Origin of the sequence: Mucilaginibacter tolerans (genome assembly GCF_030519375.1) — a bacterium.
In the GTDB taxonomy this organism is placed as follows: domain Bacteria; phylum Bacteroidota; class Bacteroidia; order Sphingobacteriales; family Sphingobacteriaceae; genus Mucilaginibacter.
Genome location: NZ_JAUMKB010000003.1, coordinates 409,216 through 426,620, shown reverse-complemented (window position 1 = coordinate 426,620; position 17,405 = coordinate 409,216). Strand labels below are relative to the sequence as shown.

Annotated in this window: 11 protein-coding genes and 1 tRNA gene; 5 read left to right on the top strand and 7 right to left on the bottom strand. The window is 43.6% G+C overall.

From position 1 onward, the window contains the following. Positions 1-82: 82 nt before the first annotated feature. The 3 genes from Q3A68_RS06620 to Q3A68_RS06610 all read left to right on the top strand — a co-directional run bounded on the left by Q3A68_RS06620 (position 83) and on the right by Q3A68_RS06610 (position 6,030). Complete coding sequence (locus tag Q3A68_RS06620) at positions 83-997, top strand: IS3 family transposase (RefSeq protein ID WP_302900269.1); 915 nt, start codon at positions 83-85, stop codon at positions 995-997. 388 nt (positions 998-1,385) lie between these two features. Next, a complete protein-coding gene (locus Q3A68_RS06615; protein WP_302900268.1) occupies positions 1,386-5,051 on the top strand; it encodes an ABC transporter permease in 3,666 nt (1,221 codons plus the stop codon). Positions 5,052-5,280: 229 nt separating this feature from the next. Further along, positions 5,281-6,030, top strand: a complete 750-nt coding sequence (locus Q3A68_RS06610) for a PLDc N-terminal domain-containing protein (protein ID WP_302900267.1) — start codon at positions 5,281-5,283, stop codon at positions 6,028-6,030. 36 nt (positions 6,031-6,066) lie between these two features. Here the strand turns inward: Q3A68_RS06610 and Q3A68_RS06605 are convergent, their stop codons facing one another. The 3 genes from Q3A68_RS06605 to metG form a co-directional block, all read right to left on the bottom strand. After that, positions 6,067-7,470, bottom strand: a complete 1,404-nt coding sequence (locus tag Q3A68_RS06605) for a L,D-transpeptidase family protein (protein ID WP_302900266.1) — start codon at positions 7,468-7,470, stop codon at positions 6,067-6,069. Between the two features lie 274 nt (positions 7,471-7,744). Next, positions 7,745-7,816: transfer RNA gene (locus Q3A68_RS06600), tRNA-Arg, on the bottom strand. Positions 7,817-7,891: 75 nt separating this feature from the next. Next, positions 7,892-9,964 (bottom strand): methionine--tRNA ligase, encoded by a 2,073-nt coding sequence (gene metG, locus Q3A68_RS06595; RefSeq protein ID WP_302900265.1) that lies wholly within the window; start codon positions 9,962-9,964, stop codon positions 7,892-7,894. A gap of 132 nt (positions 9,965-10,096) precedes the next feature. Here metG and Q3A68_RS06590 point away from each other — a divergent pair, with 132 nt between their 5' ends. After that, positions 10,097-11,044, top strand: coding sequence for a S66 peptidase family protein (locus Q3A68_RS06590; RefSeq protein WP_302900264.1), 948 nt, complete (start codon positions 10,097-10,099; stop codon positions 11,042-11,044). A 113-nt stretch (positions 11,045-11,157) separates the two neighbouring features. Further along, positions 11,158-11,568, top strand: coding sequence for a DoxX family protein (locus Q3A68_RS06585; RefSeq protein ID WP_302900263.1), 411 nt, complete (start codon positions 11,158-11,160; stop codon positions 11,566-11,568). A gap of 15 nt (positions 11,569-11,583) precedes the next feature. Here Q3A68_RS06585 and Q3A68_RS06580 read toward each other — a convergent pair whose 3' ends face one another. The 4 genes from Q3A68_RS06580 to Q3A68_RS06565 form a co-directional block, all read right to left on the bottom strand. Further along, positions 11,584-12,423: a GDSL-type esterase/lipase family protein gene (locus Q3A68_RS06580; protein ID WP_302900262.1), complete on the bottom strand. Its 840-nt coding sequence runs from the start codon at positions 12,421-12,423 to the stop codon at positions 11,584-11,586. Beyond that, positions 12,378-14,498, bottom strand: coding sequence for a prolyl oligopeptidase family serine peptidase (locus tag Q3A68_RS06575; protein ID WP_302900261.1), 2,121 nt, complete (start codon positions 14,496-14,498; stop codon positions 12,378-12,380). The genes Q3A68_RS06580 and Q3A68_RS06575 overlap by 46 nt, the downstream gene beginning before the upstream one ends. 111 nt (positions 14,499-14,609) lie before the next feature. Continuing rightward, on the bottom strand, positions 14,610-16,226 hold the full coding sequence (locus Q3A68_RS06570; protein ID WP_302900260.1) for an ATP-dependent DNA ligase: 1,617 nt from the start codon (positions 16,224-16,226) through the stop codon (positions 14,610-14,612). Continuing rightward, complete coding sequence (locus Q3A68_RS06565) at positions 16,223-17,302, bottom strand: ligase-associated DNA damage response exonuclease (protein WP_302900259.1); 1,080 nt, start codon at positions 17,300-17,302, stop codon at positions 16,223-16,225. Before Q3A68_RS06565 ends, Q3A68_RS06570 begins: the two co-directional genes overlap by 4 nt. Between the last annotated feature and the right edge of the window lie 103 nt (positions 17,303-17,405).

Genomic DNA, 17,405 nt, shown 5'->3' with positions numbered 1-17,405 from the left:
CGCTAAACACCCTTATTGATGTCGCCGAGGATCAATTTAAGATCGCGATCCGAAAAAAGCCTGGTGCCAGGCAGTCATGATCATGAAAACAGATTTTCCCCATAGGAGCTGGGAATATCTGTGTAGACTGTTTGGCAAAACCCGTTACGCTCATTATGATCACGCATGGAGGGCACAAAAGGATACCCTTAAAGAAGAGGTGATTTTGCAGGAGGTAAGCAAAATAAGGATTTCGCTTCCCAGACTTGGGACACGGAAAATGCTCTTTTTATTGCAGCCTGAACTGGAATCACACGGTATTAAAGCCGGAAGGGATTATCTGTTTGATCTTTTTGATACCCACAAGCTACTGATCCGGCAGCGCAGGAAAAAAGTATTCACCACCGACTCCAGACACTGGATGCGTAAGTACTCCAACCTGGTAAAGGGTCTTGAAATTACACGTCCAGAGCAACTCTGGGTGAGTGATATGACCTATATCAGGGTAAACAATCAATGGGGGTATTTATCCCTGATAACCGATGCGTTTTCCCGCAAGATTATGGGCTTTTGTTTCAGAACTGATATGTTGGCCATCGGCTGTATCGAATCTTTACAAATGGCTTTGAATAATCGTAGCTACGGCGGACAGACCCTGATCCATCACTCCGACCGGGGTTCCCAGTACTGCTGTAAGGACTACGTAGAGCTATTAACCACACACGAAATTGATATCAGTATGACCGAATGTGGCGATCCGTATGAGAATGCACTAGCGGAGCGAATGAATGGTATTCTTAAAGGAGAGTTCAACCTTTATGGCAGCGCCTTAAGCTTTGAGCAGACGCATCAGAAAGTCATAGGTAGCATAAAGGCTTACAACGACCTTAGGCCCCATGGTAGCTGTGATTATCTAACTCCCACTCAGGCACACCAGCAAGGTAGCGTATTACAAAAGCGCTGGAAAAACTATCCCAGCCAGTGGCAGAGGCAGAAGACGCTCACGGTACCAGCCTAACAATGCCAACTAATAACAATTGTTTATTCACAAGAAAGCAGGTTCCGGTAAAAAGAAAAAAAGAAGCAAAAAAAGAAAAACGCATTGAAATATGGAAAACTCTGCGAGTTTCCCACATTCCAACACGACAAACAAACAACAAGTTATTTATTATTTATCTTTAAAATTATAACATGCGAGCACTTTTAGGATTACCAAAATCCAATGTGGAGTTCTTGCAGGATTATCTCACCAAAATGTGTAGCTATTGCCGGACGGGTCAATGCTATAACAAAACCGGACGGCTCAATGTCCGGTTTTGTTACAGCGCACAAGTTTTATTCCATATAATTTTTTTTATATCAATAAGTTATATGTTTGGAACAATGATTGAGTTTGAATAGTTCAATTGAATACTTATACTTTCCATATCAACGCCTACGACCTGGCTTTCCTGGGGACGATCTTTATTGGCCTCACGTTTATCCTGCTTTTATGGTTCATTAAGAAAGCAAACCAATTGGCAAATCGGTTTTTGGCCATCGCATTGGCTATTGTTATTTTGTGGATCGCCCGGATACTGGCAATCGACATCCGGCTGGCGACCTATGTTCCTTTTTGGAGCCGGCTGCCGCTACAATTTTCGCTGGCGCTTGGTCCGCTCATTTACTTTTATGTATTCAAAACAACCCGGCCGGATTATAAAATCCGAAGCAAAGCTCTGTTGCATTTCAGCCCCCTATTGTTAGAACTAGGCGCTTATATTTTAGAAACTATAGAAAGTATAAAAACAGGCGCGTCGACATACGATACGCTGTTATTTCAGCGATTGAATCCGGTATTAGAACTGTTAGCATTCGTTTCGGTCATCGTCTACCTATACAAGGGTCATATACTGATAGAAGACTTTTATCAACTGCAAAAATTTAATGGCGGCGACCGGTATCGATATGAGCTCCGCTGGTTACATCGCTTATTAGTAGGTTTCGGGATATTATGGCTGTTGTGGCTACCCTTTATAGCTGCCGACTATTTTTTTTACAATTATCAATCAGGTGCACAGGCTTATTATCCCTTGTATCTCCTTTTAGTGTCTATGATCATCTGGTGGGCCGCCAGGGCCTTTTTAACACCGGACATCAGCGTGCAGTCAGATACGATGCCAATTCTAAAACCATTACTACCGGCTGAATTGAAGCAAAAAGGGGCTTGGCTAAAGAAAACTGTTAAAGAAAACCGCTACTATCTGGATCCTGAATTAAGCCTGAACTCACTGGCTGAAAAGCTTGGCCTGACTACCCACGAGTTATCGCGAATAATCAATACGGCCCACAAGAAAAGCTTCAATGATTTTATTAATGAATATCGTGTTCAGGACGCGGCCCGGAAAATGCAGGACCCCGCTTTTGACCATATCACGCTCCTTGGCATTGCGTTTGAATCGGGGTTCAATTCCCAAAGCACCTTTAGCCGCATTTTCAAACAAATAACAGGGAAAAGCCCTGTGGAATATAAAAACGAACGAAAAAAAGAGTTCCCATCTTATAATTTGAGAAGTCAGCAACAAATTGCGACGGTAAATTCGTCTTCAGAAACCACCCCGAAGTGGTATCATGACAAATTAAATCGCAATTACATGTTTAGGAATTATTTTAAAATAGCGCGACGTAACCTGATGCGTAATAAAAGCTACGCCGCCATAAATATTACCGGTCTGGCTGTTGGCATTGCCGTTTGTATGACGATTTTTATTATTATACAATTTCAAAATGGCTTTGATAATTTTCACTCGAAGAAGGACCGCATCTATCGTGTGTTAACCGAATATCATCACGAAGGGTCAGGTGATGTTTCTTATGGGAAAGATCTTCCTTTTCCAATTCCCTTGGGATTAAAAACGGCTTTTCCCCAACTGGAAGTAGCTCCAATTTTTGCCAGTCAAAACGATCAATTGCTGATAGTTGATAATAAAGGAAATACGCAAAAAGCATTCAAAGAGCAGCGGGGGGTGTTTTTTACCTCGCCTTCGTTCTTCAAAATATTTGATTTCCCCCTTATAGCAGGCACGTATGAATCATTAAAAGATCCGAACAATGTATTGCTGACTAAAGAGATCGCTGAGAAATATTTCGGAGACTGGCGATCTGCAATGGGCAAAACCATTAAGTTGCAGGTGGGCGGCTATATGTTTGAGCACGGCACTGATGTAGTAACGGTTTCGGGCATACTGGAGACTGTACCGGCCAATTCAGACTTTCAGCTTAAAGCTGTTGTGTCATACGGAACGAGTTTTACAGGAAGCTATTTAGCAAGTTCAACTGATTGGAATACAACGGTATCCGATTATGGTTGCTACATTTTGTTGCCGCCGAATACTTCTATCATCAATTTTAATCAGCAGTTAGCAGCATACTCACGAAAGGTAGAATCTCCCACCAATAAGGATAGTCATATTGCCCAACCATTAAGTGCGGTACATTATGATGCCCAGGTAGGCAATTACAGCAACAAAACCATCAGTCATCAATTGCTGAATGTATTGTGGCTCATTGCAGCTTTCATACTGTTAATTGCCTGCGTAAACTTTATCAACCTCTCTACTGCACAAGCTGTCAATCGGGCAAAGGAAGTTGGTGTAAGAAAAGTTTTGGGGAGCAGTAAATCCCAATTACAGATCCAGTTTCTTGTCGAAACATTTTTGATAGTTATCATCGCTGTGTTACTTGCAGCAGGTATTACCATGGCGGCATTGCCTTATGTAGGTAATCTTTTAGAACTTTCGCTTTCATTCAACATATTCGCAAATCCTGCAATTGTTTTATTCCTGCTCATCGTAACAATTGTTGTAACCGCACTCGCCGGCTTTTATCCTTCCATTGTTTTATCACGTTTCAACCCGGTTAATGCTTTAAAGAGCAAACTCACATCAAATTCCAACGGAATTTCATTGCGGAGAGGATTAGTAGTATTTCAGTTCATTATTGCACAGGTGCTCATCATCGGGACGCTCATCATCGTAAAGCAGATGAATTATTTTATGGATCAACCGCTGGGCTTTGATAAAGATGCAGTGATAAATGTCCCTTTCCGGATAGATACTACTCTCAGCAGCAAACTGGATTATGTAAAAAGACAGCTATTGTCAATAAACGGGGTTCAAACTGTAAGCTTAAGCGACCATACCCCGGTTGAAAATGGTAACGATACGTGGAGCACGGTAAAATTTGACCATGCGGTAAAAGAATCGGATTTTAAGGCCATCACTAAATTTGCCGACGAAGAATATGTGCCCACTTATAAGTTGCCCCTGATAGCTGGAAGAAATTTGCAGCCATCTCAAATGACGAAAGAATTTTTGGTGAACGAATCACTCGTGAAAAGTTTGGGACTAAAAAGACCGGAAGACATAATAGGCAAAGAAATAAGCATATGGAACGGTCTGATAACATGCCCGGTTGTTGGTGTAATGAAAGATTTTAACGACCGGTCCTTTCGCAATGAGGTTGCGCCCTTGCTTATTACCACAGATGCAGCAATGTACAACCAGCTATCCATAAAATTGGGAACCACAAGCATGTCTTCTACATTGCAATCTATCAAGAAGATATTCGACCATACTTATCCTGATTTCGTTTATCAATACAAGTTTTTGGATGAAAAAATTGCAGGTTTTTACAAACAGGAAAGTCAGTTATCGGTTTTGTACAAAATTTTTGCAGCCATCGCCATTTTCCTTAGTTGTTTGGGTTTGTATGGTTTAGCCTCATTTATGGCCGTGCAGCGGGTAAAAGAAGTGGGTATTCGTAAAGTGCTTGGTGCCAATGCAGGCAACATCGTTTATTTGTTTTCAAAAGAATTTATCATACTTATTGCAATTGCTTTTGCAATTGCTACACCCATTGCATGGTATTACATGCATCAATGGCTGCAGGATTATGTTTATCGCATCAACGTCAGTTGGTGGTTATTCGCTCTGGGCGGATTGGCTTCAATAATTATAGCACTTGCCACCATCAGTTTCCAGGCAATAAAAGCAGCACTGGCAAACCCCGTGAAGAGTTTAAGAAACGAATAATTTTTAGAACCAGGAATCAAGAGCCGGGAACCGGGAGAAATCTTGACCCTTGCATCTTGAATCCTGGTTCTTGTCTTCTGATTCTTCCAAAGGATCTGAGATTGGGTTGAACCTTTATTGGTGCGTTCCGGGGTGAGATACGGAACGCATTTTTTGGTATGCTGTCATTTTTGTTCCTCTCTATTGCGTGTTTATCCCGATTTTATATTTTTGAATAAACTTATCACATATGCTCCCTTTCGGAAATAGCTATTTGTACTATGTCGAAATCACACTGCAGGTTATTTGCGCTCTTCATTGCATTCGCAGAGGTAATCAAAACAGATGGTTGTGGATCATCGTCTTCCTGCCCATGGTTGGATGTTTGATTTACATTTTCTCGGAAATCAGGCCCGGAAGAAATATTAGGGCACCGCAGATCGATATTGCTGCTGTCGTAAATCCTGGCGCAAAAGTCAAAAAGCTGGAGCAGACTGTCAGGTTCTCTGACACCTTCGATAACAAAATTAGATTGGCCGATGCCTATCTCTCAGCAGGTGACACCAGGCAGGCTGTAGAGCTTTACGAAAAAAGCCTAACCGGTGCCTTTGCCGAAAATGAGCACGGTCTGACGCAGCTCGCTACTGCTTATTTTGAGCAAGAACGGTACAGCGAAGTCATTAATACGCTTAAAAAAATTTATAAAACGCAACGTTTTCAAAGTTCAAAGGCGCATATTCTGTTCGCTAAAGCTTTAGAGCGAGCGGGCCAAACAGAACAGGCAGAATCCGAATTCAAACTGATGAAGGGACGTTATTCCAACTTTGAACAACGATATGAATACGTGCTCTTTCTGGAACGGGCCGACCGGATAGAAGAAGCTGTTACTTTGCTGGAGCAGATGCTGGATGAAGCGCCTCAATTGAGCAGCATGGAACGGAAAAATAACCGGGTTTGGCTCTCTAAATCAAAAGAAGAATTGAAAAAGCTTTACGCCTGAAATAAACTGCGTGCGTTTTGGTCCACCGAAAAAAACCTACTTCTTACGTCCATAATCCAATGCAACCGGCGCGGGATAGCCTTTGCCTTGCAGCGCGGCCAGCCTCACTAATATATCCGTGTGCCCTTTTACTTTTGAAGTGACCTTGCCTTTTTTTGCCCGCGCCAATTTACTGGCTGGCACACCGTCTTTCGACGGACCCAGGCTATCCGCAGCAGCGATTTGCCGGCCGTGCGCGTCACGATTCATTTCGGCGAGCGCTGCCTCCAAATGACTTTGTTCGGTTGCGCTTAACTGTTCATATTTAATATCATAAGCGGCTAAGACCGCTTTCGCATTCTCCACCGTATTAGTGCTGCGCTCATAAACATCCCGATAGACACGTAAACCGCCATTTTCAGCCACGATAGTTTCATAACGGAGGTCGACCGGTATGGGCTCCGGTAGCTTAACAAATTTCGTTTTACCTTTATGCTTTTCAAGCGACCGGACTGCTTTTGCGGAAAGACCGGACTGACCCAGGCGCAGGATGATCGGTACCAGGTCCAGCACCTGTTTATTGGTTAAACCAACACAGCCATGCGAGGCAAAATGGCCTATCTTCTCCGGCGGCTTGCCACCGTGGATGAGTGAGGGCTTGCCGATGGGGATCTTGATGAGTCCAAGCGGGTTCAGTTTATTGGCCGCAGAAACCTTCCGTCCCGGCGCAAACTTGCCACGTACCCAGGGCTCATCCGGAGGCGTCCAGCTTGGATTAAAAATAACCGTATCTGCCCGGCGCATACCAGCAGGCAGCGGAAACTCGGGGTAACCGATACCGATTTTATAGGTCTTGATCAGCATGCCTTTTTCAAAAACATCCATCCTAAAAGCCGGAACATTTACTACAATGCGCGTATCCTTCGGCACAAAATTCGGTTGGGTTGGCGACAGTCCTTCTACGCCCTGGCTGTAACGCTGATTGACTAATTGTAATAATTCCTGCATCTTACGCTCACCGATCAACGCCTTGATCCGCTGCTGGTAACGCTCGGTAGCCGACCTTGCCGATAAAGTATCCGGATTACCCTGCTCGCTCAATTCTTTTATTGAGGCATGGGCAGCGGTCCTCAATTGAGCGATTTTCGCTGCGGGCAAACCCAATCTCGATTTTAGTTCTTTCGCAAAACCCGGTTCATAAAATAAAGCATCCAAAACAGGCAGCGTCAAAGCCTGCTGGTCAGCGGATGGGTGACGGTTAATTTTCGTGGTTGTATCAGCCGACTTTGACACAGACGACGTTCGATCAGTGTCAGGGGCAGGGTCAGTTTTTGCGCTTGTATCTGTCGATTTTGATGTAGTCGGTGTTTCCTGCTGTGCCGGGTTTTGTGGTTGATTGCACGCCGTAAGCACTATTAAAAGTAGTAACGCACCCCATAAGCAGATATTCTTTAAGTTCATTTATAATCAACAGCTTATTGTCCAAATTGTTGATCTATAAACTGCTGCACCTTTAGTCGATTTTTTTATTGGTTTATGTTTCTGCTGTCTAACAAAGAAAAATTCGACTACTCCTTAAAAAGCATAATGCCTCAATAGTTGATACTATCAAAATTTATAAGAATTTGCGATTGAAAATTCTCGATTTGCTGCACAAGTTTGCTGCACAAATTCAAAATTAACATAAAAACAGAATCCTATTAAACAAATAAACCACCTGATAATCAGGTGGTTGTAGCCCCGACGGGAATCGAACCCATATCTAAAGTTTAGGAAACTTCTATTCTATCCATTGAACTACGAGGCCGTTTGCAGATGTGCAAATTTTTGGATGTGCAAATGTGCAAATTAAACGACTTTTATACAAGTTATTTAAACACCATTAACGTATGACTGAACCATTATGCAGATCATCCACCGTCGATACAAAGCTTAATTCACCCACGTTATCCTCTGCCATCAAAATCATTCCCTGCGAAAGGATGCCTTTTATTTCGCGCGGCTCAAGGTTTACCAGTATAGTTACTTTGCGGCCGACAATAGCTTCAGGTTCATATTGTTCAGCTAAGCCGGATACAACAGTACGCTGATCAATACCGGTATCGATTGTCAGCTTAAGCAGCTTTTTAGTTTTGGCTACTTTTTCGGCGGTCAATATGGTTCCTACGCGGATATCCATTGTGGCAAAAGCTTCGTAATTGATATTAGCTTTAGCAGGTTGTACGTCGGCAGATTGTACTGGCGCTGCGGTCTGCTTTTTAGCGTTCAGCTTCTCTATTTGTGCATCTATCGTAGTGTCTTCTACCTTTTCAAACAACAAGGCGGCCTCGTTTAATTGATGGCCGTTTTTAAATACTATTTCCTCTTCAAAACCAATTTGCGCCGAAGGCCAGTTAAGCATAGTCAATATTCTCTTCGCTGTAGCAGGCAAAAATGGCTGCAAACAACCTGCAAGGTGACCGATCAGCACCAAACAATTGTGCAGAGCAAGCTTAGCATCGTCAGGGTTTGTCTTTATGGTTTTCCATGGCTCCTTTTCAGTCAGGTAACGGTTGCCCAAACGAGCGATATCCATCACCGTTTGCATGCCTTGACGGAATTTATAGGTCTCCAGGCTGCGCTCCAGTTCGTCATAGAAACGGCCAAGTTCTGTATTAATGCCTTCATCCTTAAGAGTCACTGCACCATCAGCGCTTTCAATCTTGCCATCAAAAAACTTGTGCATCAATATCATCACCCTATTCACAAAGTTCCCGAGGATGGCCACAAGTTCATTATTCACACGTGCCTGGTAATCCTTCCAGGTAAACTCACTGTCGCTGGTTTCAGGTAATATCGAAGTCAGCACATAACGCAATTCATCCTGCTTGCCTGGAAACTCTTCCAAGTATTCGTGAAGCCAAACTGCATGGTTCCGCGAGGTAGAAAGCTTATCACCTTCCAGGTTCAAAAACTCATTGGCAGGTACATTCTGCGGCAAAACATATTCGCCATGTGCCCTCAAAATAGCAGGGAAAATAATACAATGGAAAACGATATTGTCTTTACCGATAAAATGGATCAGGCAGGTTTCATCTTCTTCACGTTCCTGTTTCTTCCAATACAGTTTCCAGTCTTTACCATGATCCATTGCCCATTGTTTGGTGGCTGAAATATAGCCGATCGGTGCATCCATCCACACATATAATTTCTTCCCTTTGGCTTCTTCCAATGGCACATCAATACCCCAATCCAGGTCGCGGGTCATGGAACGTGGCTGCAAACCTGATTTAAGCCATGATTTGCACTGACCAAACACATTTACTTTCCATTCATTTTCTTTGGTATCGATCCATTTTTCCAGCCAGGGTTGATATTTATCCAGCGGCAAATACCAGTGCTTGGTCGGTTTTAATACCGGAGGTTTTCCGCTAAGGGTTGATACCGGGTTGATCAGATCAGTCGGGTTTAATGAAGTACCGCAATTTTCGCATTGGTCACCATATGCATTTGGATTGCTGCAGTTAGGGCAGGTTCCTATAATATAACGGTCCGCCAGGAATTGCTGAAAATCCTCATCAAAATATTGCTCTGAGTACTTTTCTACGAACTCGCCTTTTTCATACAAGTTCAAAAAGAACTCTTTCGACAGGTCATGATGAATCGGCGAAGAGGTCCGGTGGTAAATGTCGAACGATATGCCAAACTCTTCAAAGCTTTGTTTGATCTGGGCATGATACTTATCAATAATGGCCTGTGGGGTGGTGCCCTCTTTTTTTGCTTTTATAGTGATGGCTGCTCCATGCTCGTCCGAGCCGCATATGTATACTACATCCTTCTTTTTCAGCCGCAGGTATCTTACAAAAATATCCGCAGGTAAGTAGGCGCCGGCCAAATGACCAATATGCAGCGGGCCATTGGCATAAGGCAATGCCGAAGTAATAGTATACCTTTTAAATTTATTAAGTTGTGACATTGTATTAAATTGCATGCGTTCCGCCGGCTGACGGAGTGCAAAGATAATTTATTTTACTCGGAAAGACGGGAAGACCGAAAGTCCGAGAGAATTTCTGGCTTTTTATAAACCATATGGGTTTTATCTTCTACTATGAATAGATCTATAACGACTTCCGGACTTGCCGACTTTCGGACTTCCGGACAAAAAGAAATTCCTTATCTGAAAAGAGGAGATAAAATTGCCATTACCTGCCCGGCAAAAAAACTACCCAAACCCATGGACGACGCGGTTGCCTTATTAAAATCTTGGGGATTGGAAGTTGTGATAGGCGAAACTGTAAATGCTTCCTATCACCAATTTGCGGGTGACGATGATCTAAGGGCAAAAGATTTACAGCGATTCATTGATGACGACAGCGTAAAAGCTATTATAGCAGCTCGCGGGGGTTATGGCACTGTGCGGATTATCGACAAAATTGATTTCAGCAAGTTTGTTACCAATCCCAAGTGGATAATCGGCTTTAGCGATATTACTGTACTGCACGCTCATCTTTTTGCCAATTACCGGGCCCAAACCATACATGGACAAATGCCGGTGAATATCCCGGATGCATCCAAATATTCTCTTGATACATTGCGAAAAGCGCTGTTTGGTGAAGAGTTAAGCTATGGGTTTAATTCTCACGATTTGAACAGGACAGGAGAAGCGACAGGCATTTTGATTGGGGGCAATCTGAGCCTGCTGGTTGCCGTATTGGGTTCGATATCAGATTATAATTACGATGAGAAAATACTTTTTATAGAAGATGTAGGTGAATATTTGTATTCAGTCGACCGGATGATACGTGCACTTGACCGTGCCGGCAAGCTGAAAAATCTGGCGGGGTTAATTGTAGGCGGCTTTACAGATCTGAAAGATAATGATATACCCTTTGGTCAAACGGTTCCTGAAATTATAACGGAAGTTGTGAGGAATTATAATTATCCTGTTTGCTTTGATGTCCCGGCGGGCCACATCCCCGACAATCAATCTTTAATTTTGGGGCGAAATCTTAAATTGAAAATCGACAAAACCTATGTCACAGCAGGCTACCATTAGGTCTGATTATTCTCGTTTGATTTTAATTTAATGCTCACTTATTTCAAAATTGATTTTTTTGTAAATAACTTTATAAAATTAATCACTAATTAACTGACCTTTTATCTCTAAAAATGGCACTTTTCAGCAATTTAGGCAATTACAAAAATTTCGGTTTATTAATTATCCGTGTCGGTCTGGGCATTATGTTCATTTATCACGGCTTCCCAAAATTACAGGGAGGTGTAAAAACCTGGGAAATGCTGGGAGGCGCAACCGGTGTGATAGGGATACACTTTTGGCCGGTCGTTTGGGGTCTTTTGTCCGCTTTGACTGAAGCAGTGGGCGGTTTTTTACTGATAATTGGTCTTGCCTTCAGACCTGTATGTTTATTGTTGCTAATCAACCTGATTGTTGCCGCATTATTCAGCATGCGTGGCCCGGAAGGAGGCCTGATGAATGCTTCTCATGCTATTGAAGATGCTATTATGTTTGCAGGCTTATTATTTGTGGGCCCGGGAAAATACAGTGTAGATAAAAAATGAGTACAAGATCCTGGGTTAATTCTTCATCAGGATATTATAAATTGCCTCGCCCCAAAATTGACCCAGTATTATGGCACCTTTGCTGTTAGGATGTAGATAGAAGATACCCTCATGACCTTGCTCAGGAATCAGATCAGTTGAATAGTGCTGGCTGAAATAATCAAAAGCTTTGGTATCGGTTGCAAAGATGTGACCGGGATTAGTGCTTTTATATTCGCTCACCAATAGCTCGATCCGATGGAAATAGCTTTGCAGGCGAGACAAACCCTCCTGCAAATACATCGACCCATTGTAGGTATTTGGGCTGTACCAGATTGGTTTTTGAATGATAAATTTACTCTTCGGAAAATGCTGCAGTAGACGATCGTTAATGGTTTTCAAATTATCGTGATATTTTTCGGGAGATACAGACGCCCCATTCGGGCCTGCGATGGCACTGTCGTTAGTGCCCAGCATAATGAAGAATACCAGCGTGGCATCTTCGCTGTTCAATGCCAAAGCCGCTTTGTCCGCTCTTGGGAATACCGTATTGGTGGAAGGCAAAAAATCCACCGTCGTAAAACCGCTCACACCCTGGTTTGAAAATTCTACTTTGCCTAAGCCTTTTTGCTTTCGCAGCCATGCTGTAGCAATAGCTGGCGGTGCTTCCTTCGCCGGGTCGTCTAATTCTACGCCCTGCGTAATACTGTCGCCTATGTAAACAATATTAAGGTTTTTCTTTTGAGCAAAACTTGATAAACTGACTATGCAAATCAGCAATCCTAAAACCCATTTCCGACTTCCGCTCTCTGACTTCCGGGTTCCTTTCATTACTCTTTCCAATCCAAACCCATATTCTGGAACATAAAGGCCCATTTATCAGCCTGCCCGCTAATGATCTGCGCGGTTGACTGGCCTGCACCGTGACCTGCTTTCGTCTCAATGCGGATCAGCACCGGAGCTTTTGACTGTTGATATTCCTGCAATCTGGAACCGAACTTAAAAGAATGCGCAGGCACCACGCGGTCGTCATGATCGGCTGTGGTTACCATAGTAGCCGGATAATCGGCTGGTTTAAGTGCGTGGTATGGCGAATATTTATACAGATAATCAAACATTTCCTTACTGTCCTGGGCGGTGCCATAGTCATAACTCCATCCAGCGCCTGCGGTAAACTGATTATAACGCAGCATATCCATTACGCCTACGGCCGGGAGGGCCACTTTGCATAAGTCGGGGCGTTGTGTCAATACAGCCCCTACCAGTAAACCGCCATTTGAACCCCCGGAGATTGCCAGGTAATCTTTGGAGGTATATTTATGAGCTACCAGGTATTCGGCTGCTGCTATAAAGTCGTCAAACACATTTTGCTTTTTCATCTTGATACCTGCCTTGTGCCAGGTTTCGCCATACTCACCTCCTCCGCGCAGGTTTGGTACAGCATAAATACCACCATGCTCCAAAAGAACAATATTAGAGGTACTGAACGCGGGCGTCAAATTAACGCCAAATCCTCCATAGGCATATAGCAATAGTGGATTTTTGCCATTCATCACGGTACCTTTTTTATAGGTGATGATCATCGGAATTTTAGTGCCGTCTTTTGATTTATAGAATACTTGTTTTGACTCATATTGAGCCGGGTCGAACTTCACATTTGCTTTTTTATAAATTGACGACTGTCCGGTAGCAATATCATATTTGAAAATAGTCGGCGGATAAACGTAGTTGGTAAAAGTGTAATAGGTTTCTTTCTCTTCCTTTTTTGTACCAAACCCACCTGCTGAACCTATACCCGGCAGCTCGATGTTGCGTTCCAGCTTACCATCCATATCATATTGCTGCACAAATGCGGTGGCGTCTTTCAGGTATTCGGCAAATATTTTTCCGCCGCCGGTTGATACGGTCAGCACATTTTTTGTTGCGGGTATCAGGTCTTTCCAGTTAATTGGTTTTGGATTCGATGCATCCACCGTTACTACTTTAAAGGTAGGTGTGTACAGGTTAGTAAGGATATACAACCTGCTACCCACATTATCAATCACACTGTGCTGGTTGTCAAAATTGTTAACCACATTCACAATTTCGCTGCCCGGTTTGCTCAGGTCCTGAATATACAGCTCATTACCAGTGGTCGTTGTGGCAGCGGAAATCACCAGGAAGCGCTCATCTTCTGTCAGGTAAGCTCCGATATAGCGTCTTGGTATCTGTTCGCCGCCGAATATCAGCTTGTCCTGGCTTTGGGATGTACCTAAAATATGATAATACAGTTTGTGATATTGAGTCATGCCTGACAACTGACTGCCCACTTTTGGTTTGTCGTAAGTACTGTAGTAAAAGCCTTCATTACCTTTCCAGGCTAAACCGGTAAATTTCAGGTCGCGTAGTGTATCGCCAATGATCGACTTATCCGCAGTTTTTATAATAATTACCTTGCGCCAGTCAGACCCGCCTTCGGATATCTGGTAGGCGGCCATGCTGCCGTCTTTGGTAAAATTGATACCCTGCATAGAGGTGGTCCCGTCAGCCGAAAAAGTATTTGGATCGAGGAATATTTCAGGTTGCCCGTCACCTATCTGCCGCCACAAAACGGCCTGGCTTTGCAGACCGTCGTTCTTATAAAAGTAGGTGTACTTGCCTTCTTTAAAAGGGGCACTGTATTTTTCGTAGTTCCATAATACCTCTAAACGTTTGCGGATTGCATCACGGTAGGGTATTTGTCCCAAATAATCCTGAGTGACTTTATTTTCTTCTTTCACCCATGCTTTAGTATCGGCCGCCTGGTCGTTTTCGAGCCAGCGATAAGGATCAGGAACAGCAGTACCGAAATAGGTATCAATAGTATCAACTTTTTTGGTTTGGGGGTAGGGAAGTGTTTTGATATTCATATTCTGAGCAAAGGTATGGCTGCCGGTGAAGACCGACAGTAGAAATAATGTAAGTTTCTTCATTGTAAATGCAGTTTTCGAGAATTTAAAGATAGGGATAGGAGGTGAAAGCTGAAAGAATAAAGCTGGAAGCCAACTATAACCATTTGAGATAGAAATAAAAAATCGTGCTACTTATTCCCCCAATAACGCCTTCAAGGTCTCCAAAGTATCCGCCTCTTCTTTAGGCTTATCCTGACGCCACCGCAGGATGCGCGGGAAACGAAGGGCGACGCCGGATTTATGCCGGGTGGAGCAGTTAATGCCTTCAAAACCGATCTCAAAAACCAGCTCAGGCTTTACGGTACGTACCGGACCGAATTTTTCGATGGTATTCCGTTTGATAAAATGATCCACCTTGTTAATTTCCCGATCGGTTAAACCTGAGTAAGCTTTGGCAAATGGCACCAGCTTATCGCCATCCCATACAGCAAAGGTGTAATCAGTATACAAATCTGCCCGTCGACCATGGCCTTTTTGGGCGTAGATCATTACCGCATCAACAGATAGCGGGTCAATCTTCCATTTCCACCAGTCGCCGCGACGACGACCAACCTGGTAGGTGGCGTTTTTGCGTTTCAGCATAATGCCTTCGGCAATCATTGCTCTTGATTCATCGCGTTTTGCAGCCAATTCCTCCCAGCTGTTAAAACTGATCAGGGGCGACAAGCGGAAAAACTCCGGGAAAGGCGTTTTTTTGTGCAAATCTTCCAACAGCTTACGTCTTTCATTTTGTGTTTTAGCGCGAATATCTTCACCTTGATATTCCAGGCAATCATAGACGATCACAGCCACCGGGCTGTCCTGCAATATCTTTTTACTTAAGTTCTTTCGGCCAATGCGGGTTTGCAATATATTGAAGGGTAGAGGCAACCCTTCACGAAAGCTTAATATCTCGCCATCCAGCACGGTCCCATCGGGTAACGCATTTAAGAATGGATGTAACTCCGGGAATTTTTCGGTAGCCAGGTCTTCGCCACGGCTCCAAATAAATATTTTTCCACCGCGTTTGATCATTTGCGCACGAATGCCGTCCCATTTCCATTCTGCCTGCCAATCTTCGGCATCGCTTAATGTGTTTTGCAATTCTTCAGCCGAGCGCTGCTGTTCTGAAGTTTCTTGAATTGGATATGCTAAAAAAAACGGATAGGGCCGCGAAACATCATCATCACTTCCTTTTGCCCCGATCAATTGTTTAAAATGATAGGTCTCCGGCACCCAGTTGCCCATGATACGATGAGTCAAGGTTGCTGCATCAAGGCCAGTTACATCGGCCAGGGCTTTGATCACCAGGTTTTGAGAAACACCTACACGGAAACCGCCCGTGATCACCTTATTAAAAACAAATCGCTCCTGTGGATCGAGCATGGCCCATGATTCCATTAGCCAAAGTTTTTTTTCTTCCTCATTTTTATTGACAAGTGCATTGATCTCGGCAATCCATTCTGTTAACGTTTTACTATTGTCCGAATTGGTTTGCGGCATTAACAGCGACATCGTTTCCGCCAGATCACCTACTACCTGGTAACTTTCTTCAAAAAGCCATACCGGAATATTAGATGCTTCGATGGCCCAATTACGCATAAGCGTTGAATTGATCTGCCGCTTTGGCCGCCGTCCGGTAAACAACGCCAGCATATGCATCTTATCCGAATCAGGCACGCTGGCGAAATAATCCTTCAGTACGCGAACCTTTTCATTGGTTTTGTTGGTCTCATCCAGCGACAGGAATAATTGGGCAAAGGCTTTCATGCTATACCTCCCAATTCATTACCCTCGGAAGAAAGTATACGGTTGTCAGTTTCGTTCAACAGGTCGTTCCCACCAGTGTTTTCTTCTTCTTCAGCGCCGTATAAAGTATAAACTTCTTTAGCATTAAAGCCAACCTCGTTCAGATACCTGGAAAAGGTAGCCGTATAACCATGGGTCAGGTAAACAGACTCGCAGCCGGTAGCATCGATAGCACTGATCAAACCATTCCAGTCGGCATGATCGGAAAGGACAAAGCCCCTGTCGGCAGCGCGGCGCCGCTTGGCACCACGAATAGCCATCCATCCCGAACAATAGCCAAAATCATAAGGCGCAAACCTGCGCATCCACGCTGAGCCAGCGGCTGATGGGGGCGCTAGTATAATCCCATTTCTTATCTCTTCCTTCGGCGTATCATAAACTATCCTTTCAGTCGGGTTAAGCTGAACACCATTATTCCTCAATGCCTGGTTTACGTTCTCGATAGCTCCATGAGTATATACTTTGCCGTTAAACAAATCAAGATTTTGTAAAATACGCTGCGCCTTACCCAACGAATAACCTACTATCACAGTGGCTAAACCATTGTCAAGGTTATTCCGCCACCATTTATTCATCTCCTCGAATGTCTTTAACTGCGGCTTCCATTGATAAACCGGCATTCCAAAAGTGCATTCGGATATAAAATGGTGACATTTCACAGGTTCGAACGGGGTAGAGACCCCGTCATCTTCGACCTTATAGTCGCCTGAAACCACCCAAACTGCGCCTTGGTATTCTAGCCGTATCTGCGCCGAGCCAATGACATGTCCGGCAGGGTGTAAAGAAATTTCGACACCATTTTTATTGATCTTCTCACCATACTCAACCGTTTGCAAATCAATATCGCCTAAACGGTAAAGTAAAACTTGTTTGGAAAGATGATGTGCCAGGTAATGTTTATGTCCTACATAAGCATGATCAGCATGTGCATGGGTGATCACCGCATAATCTACTGGCTTCCACGGATCGATGTAAAAGCCACATTTCTCACAGTAAATTCCCCGGTCGGTAAACTCAAGCAGCGGTTTCTTAGGCATAGTTGATAAACCCTAATTTAGTTGAATTAGTTTTATTTCGAGATGAAAGGTGAAGTGAACGCACATCTCACAGACTCACCAGATGCCATAGTAAGGAGCAACT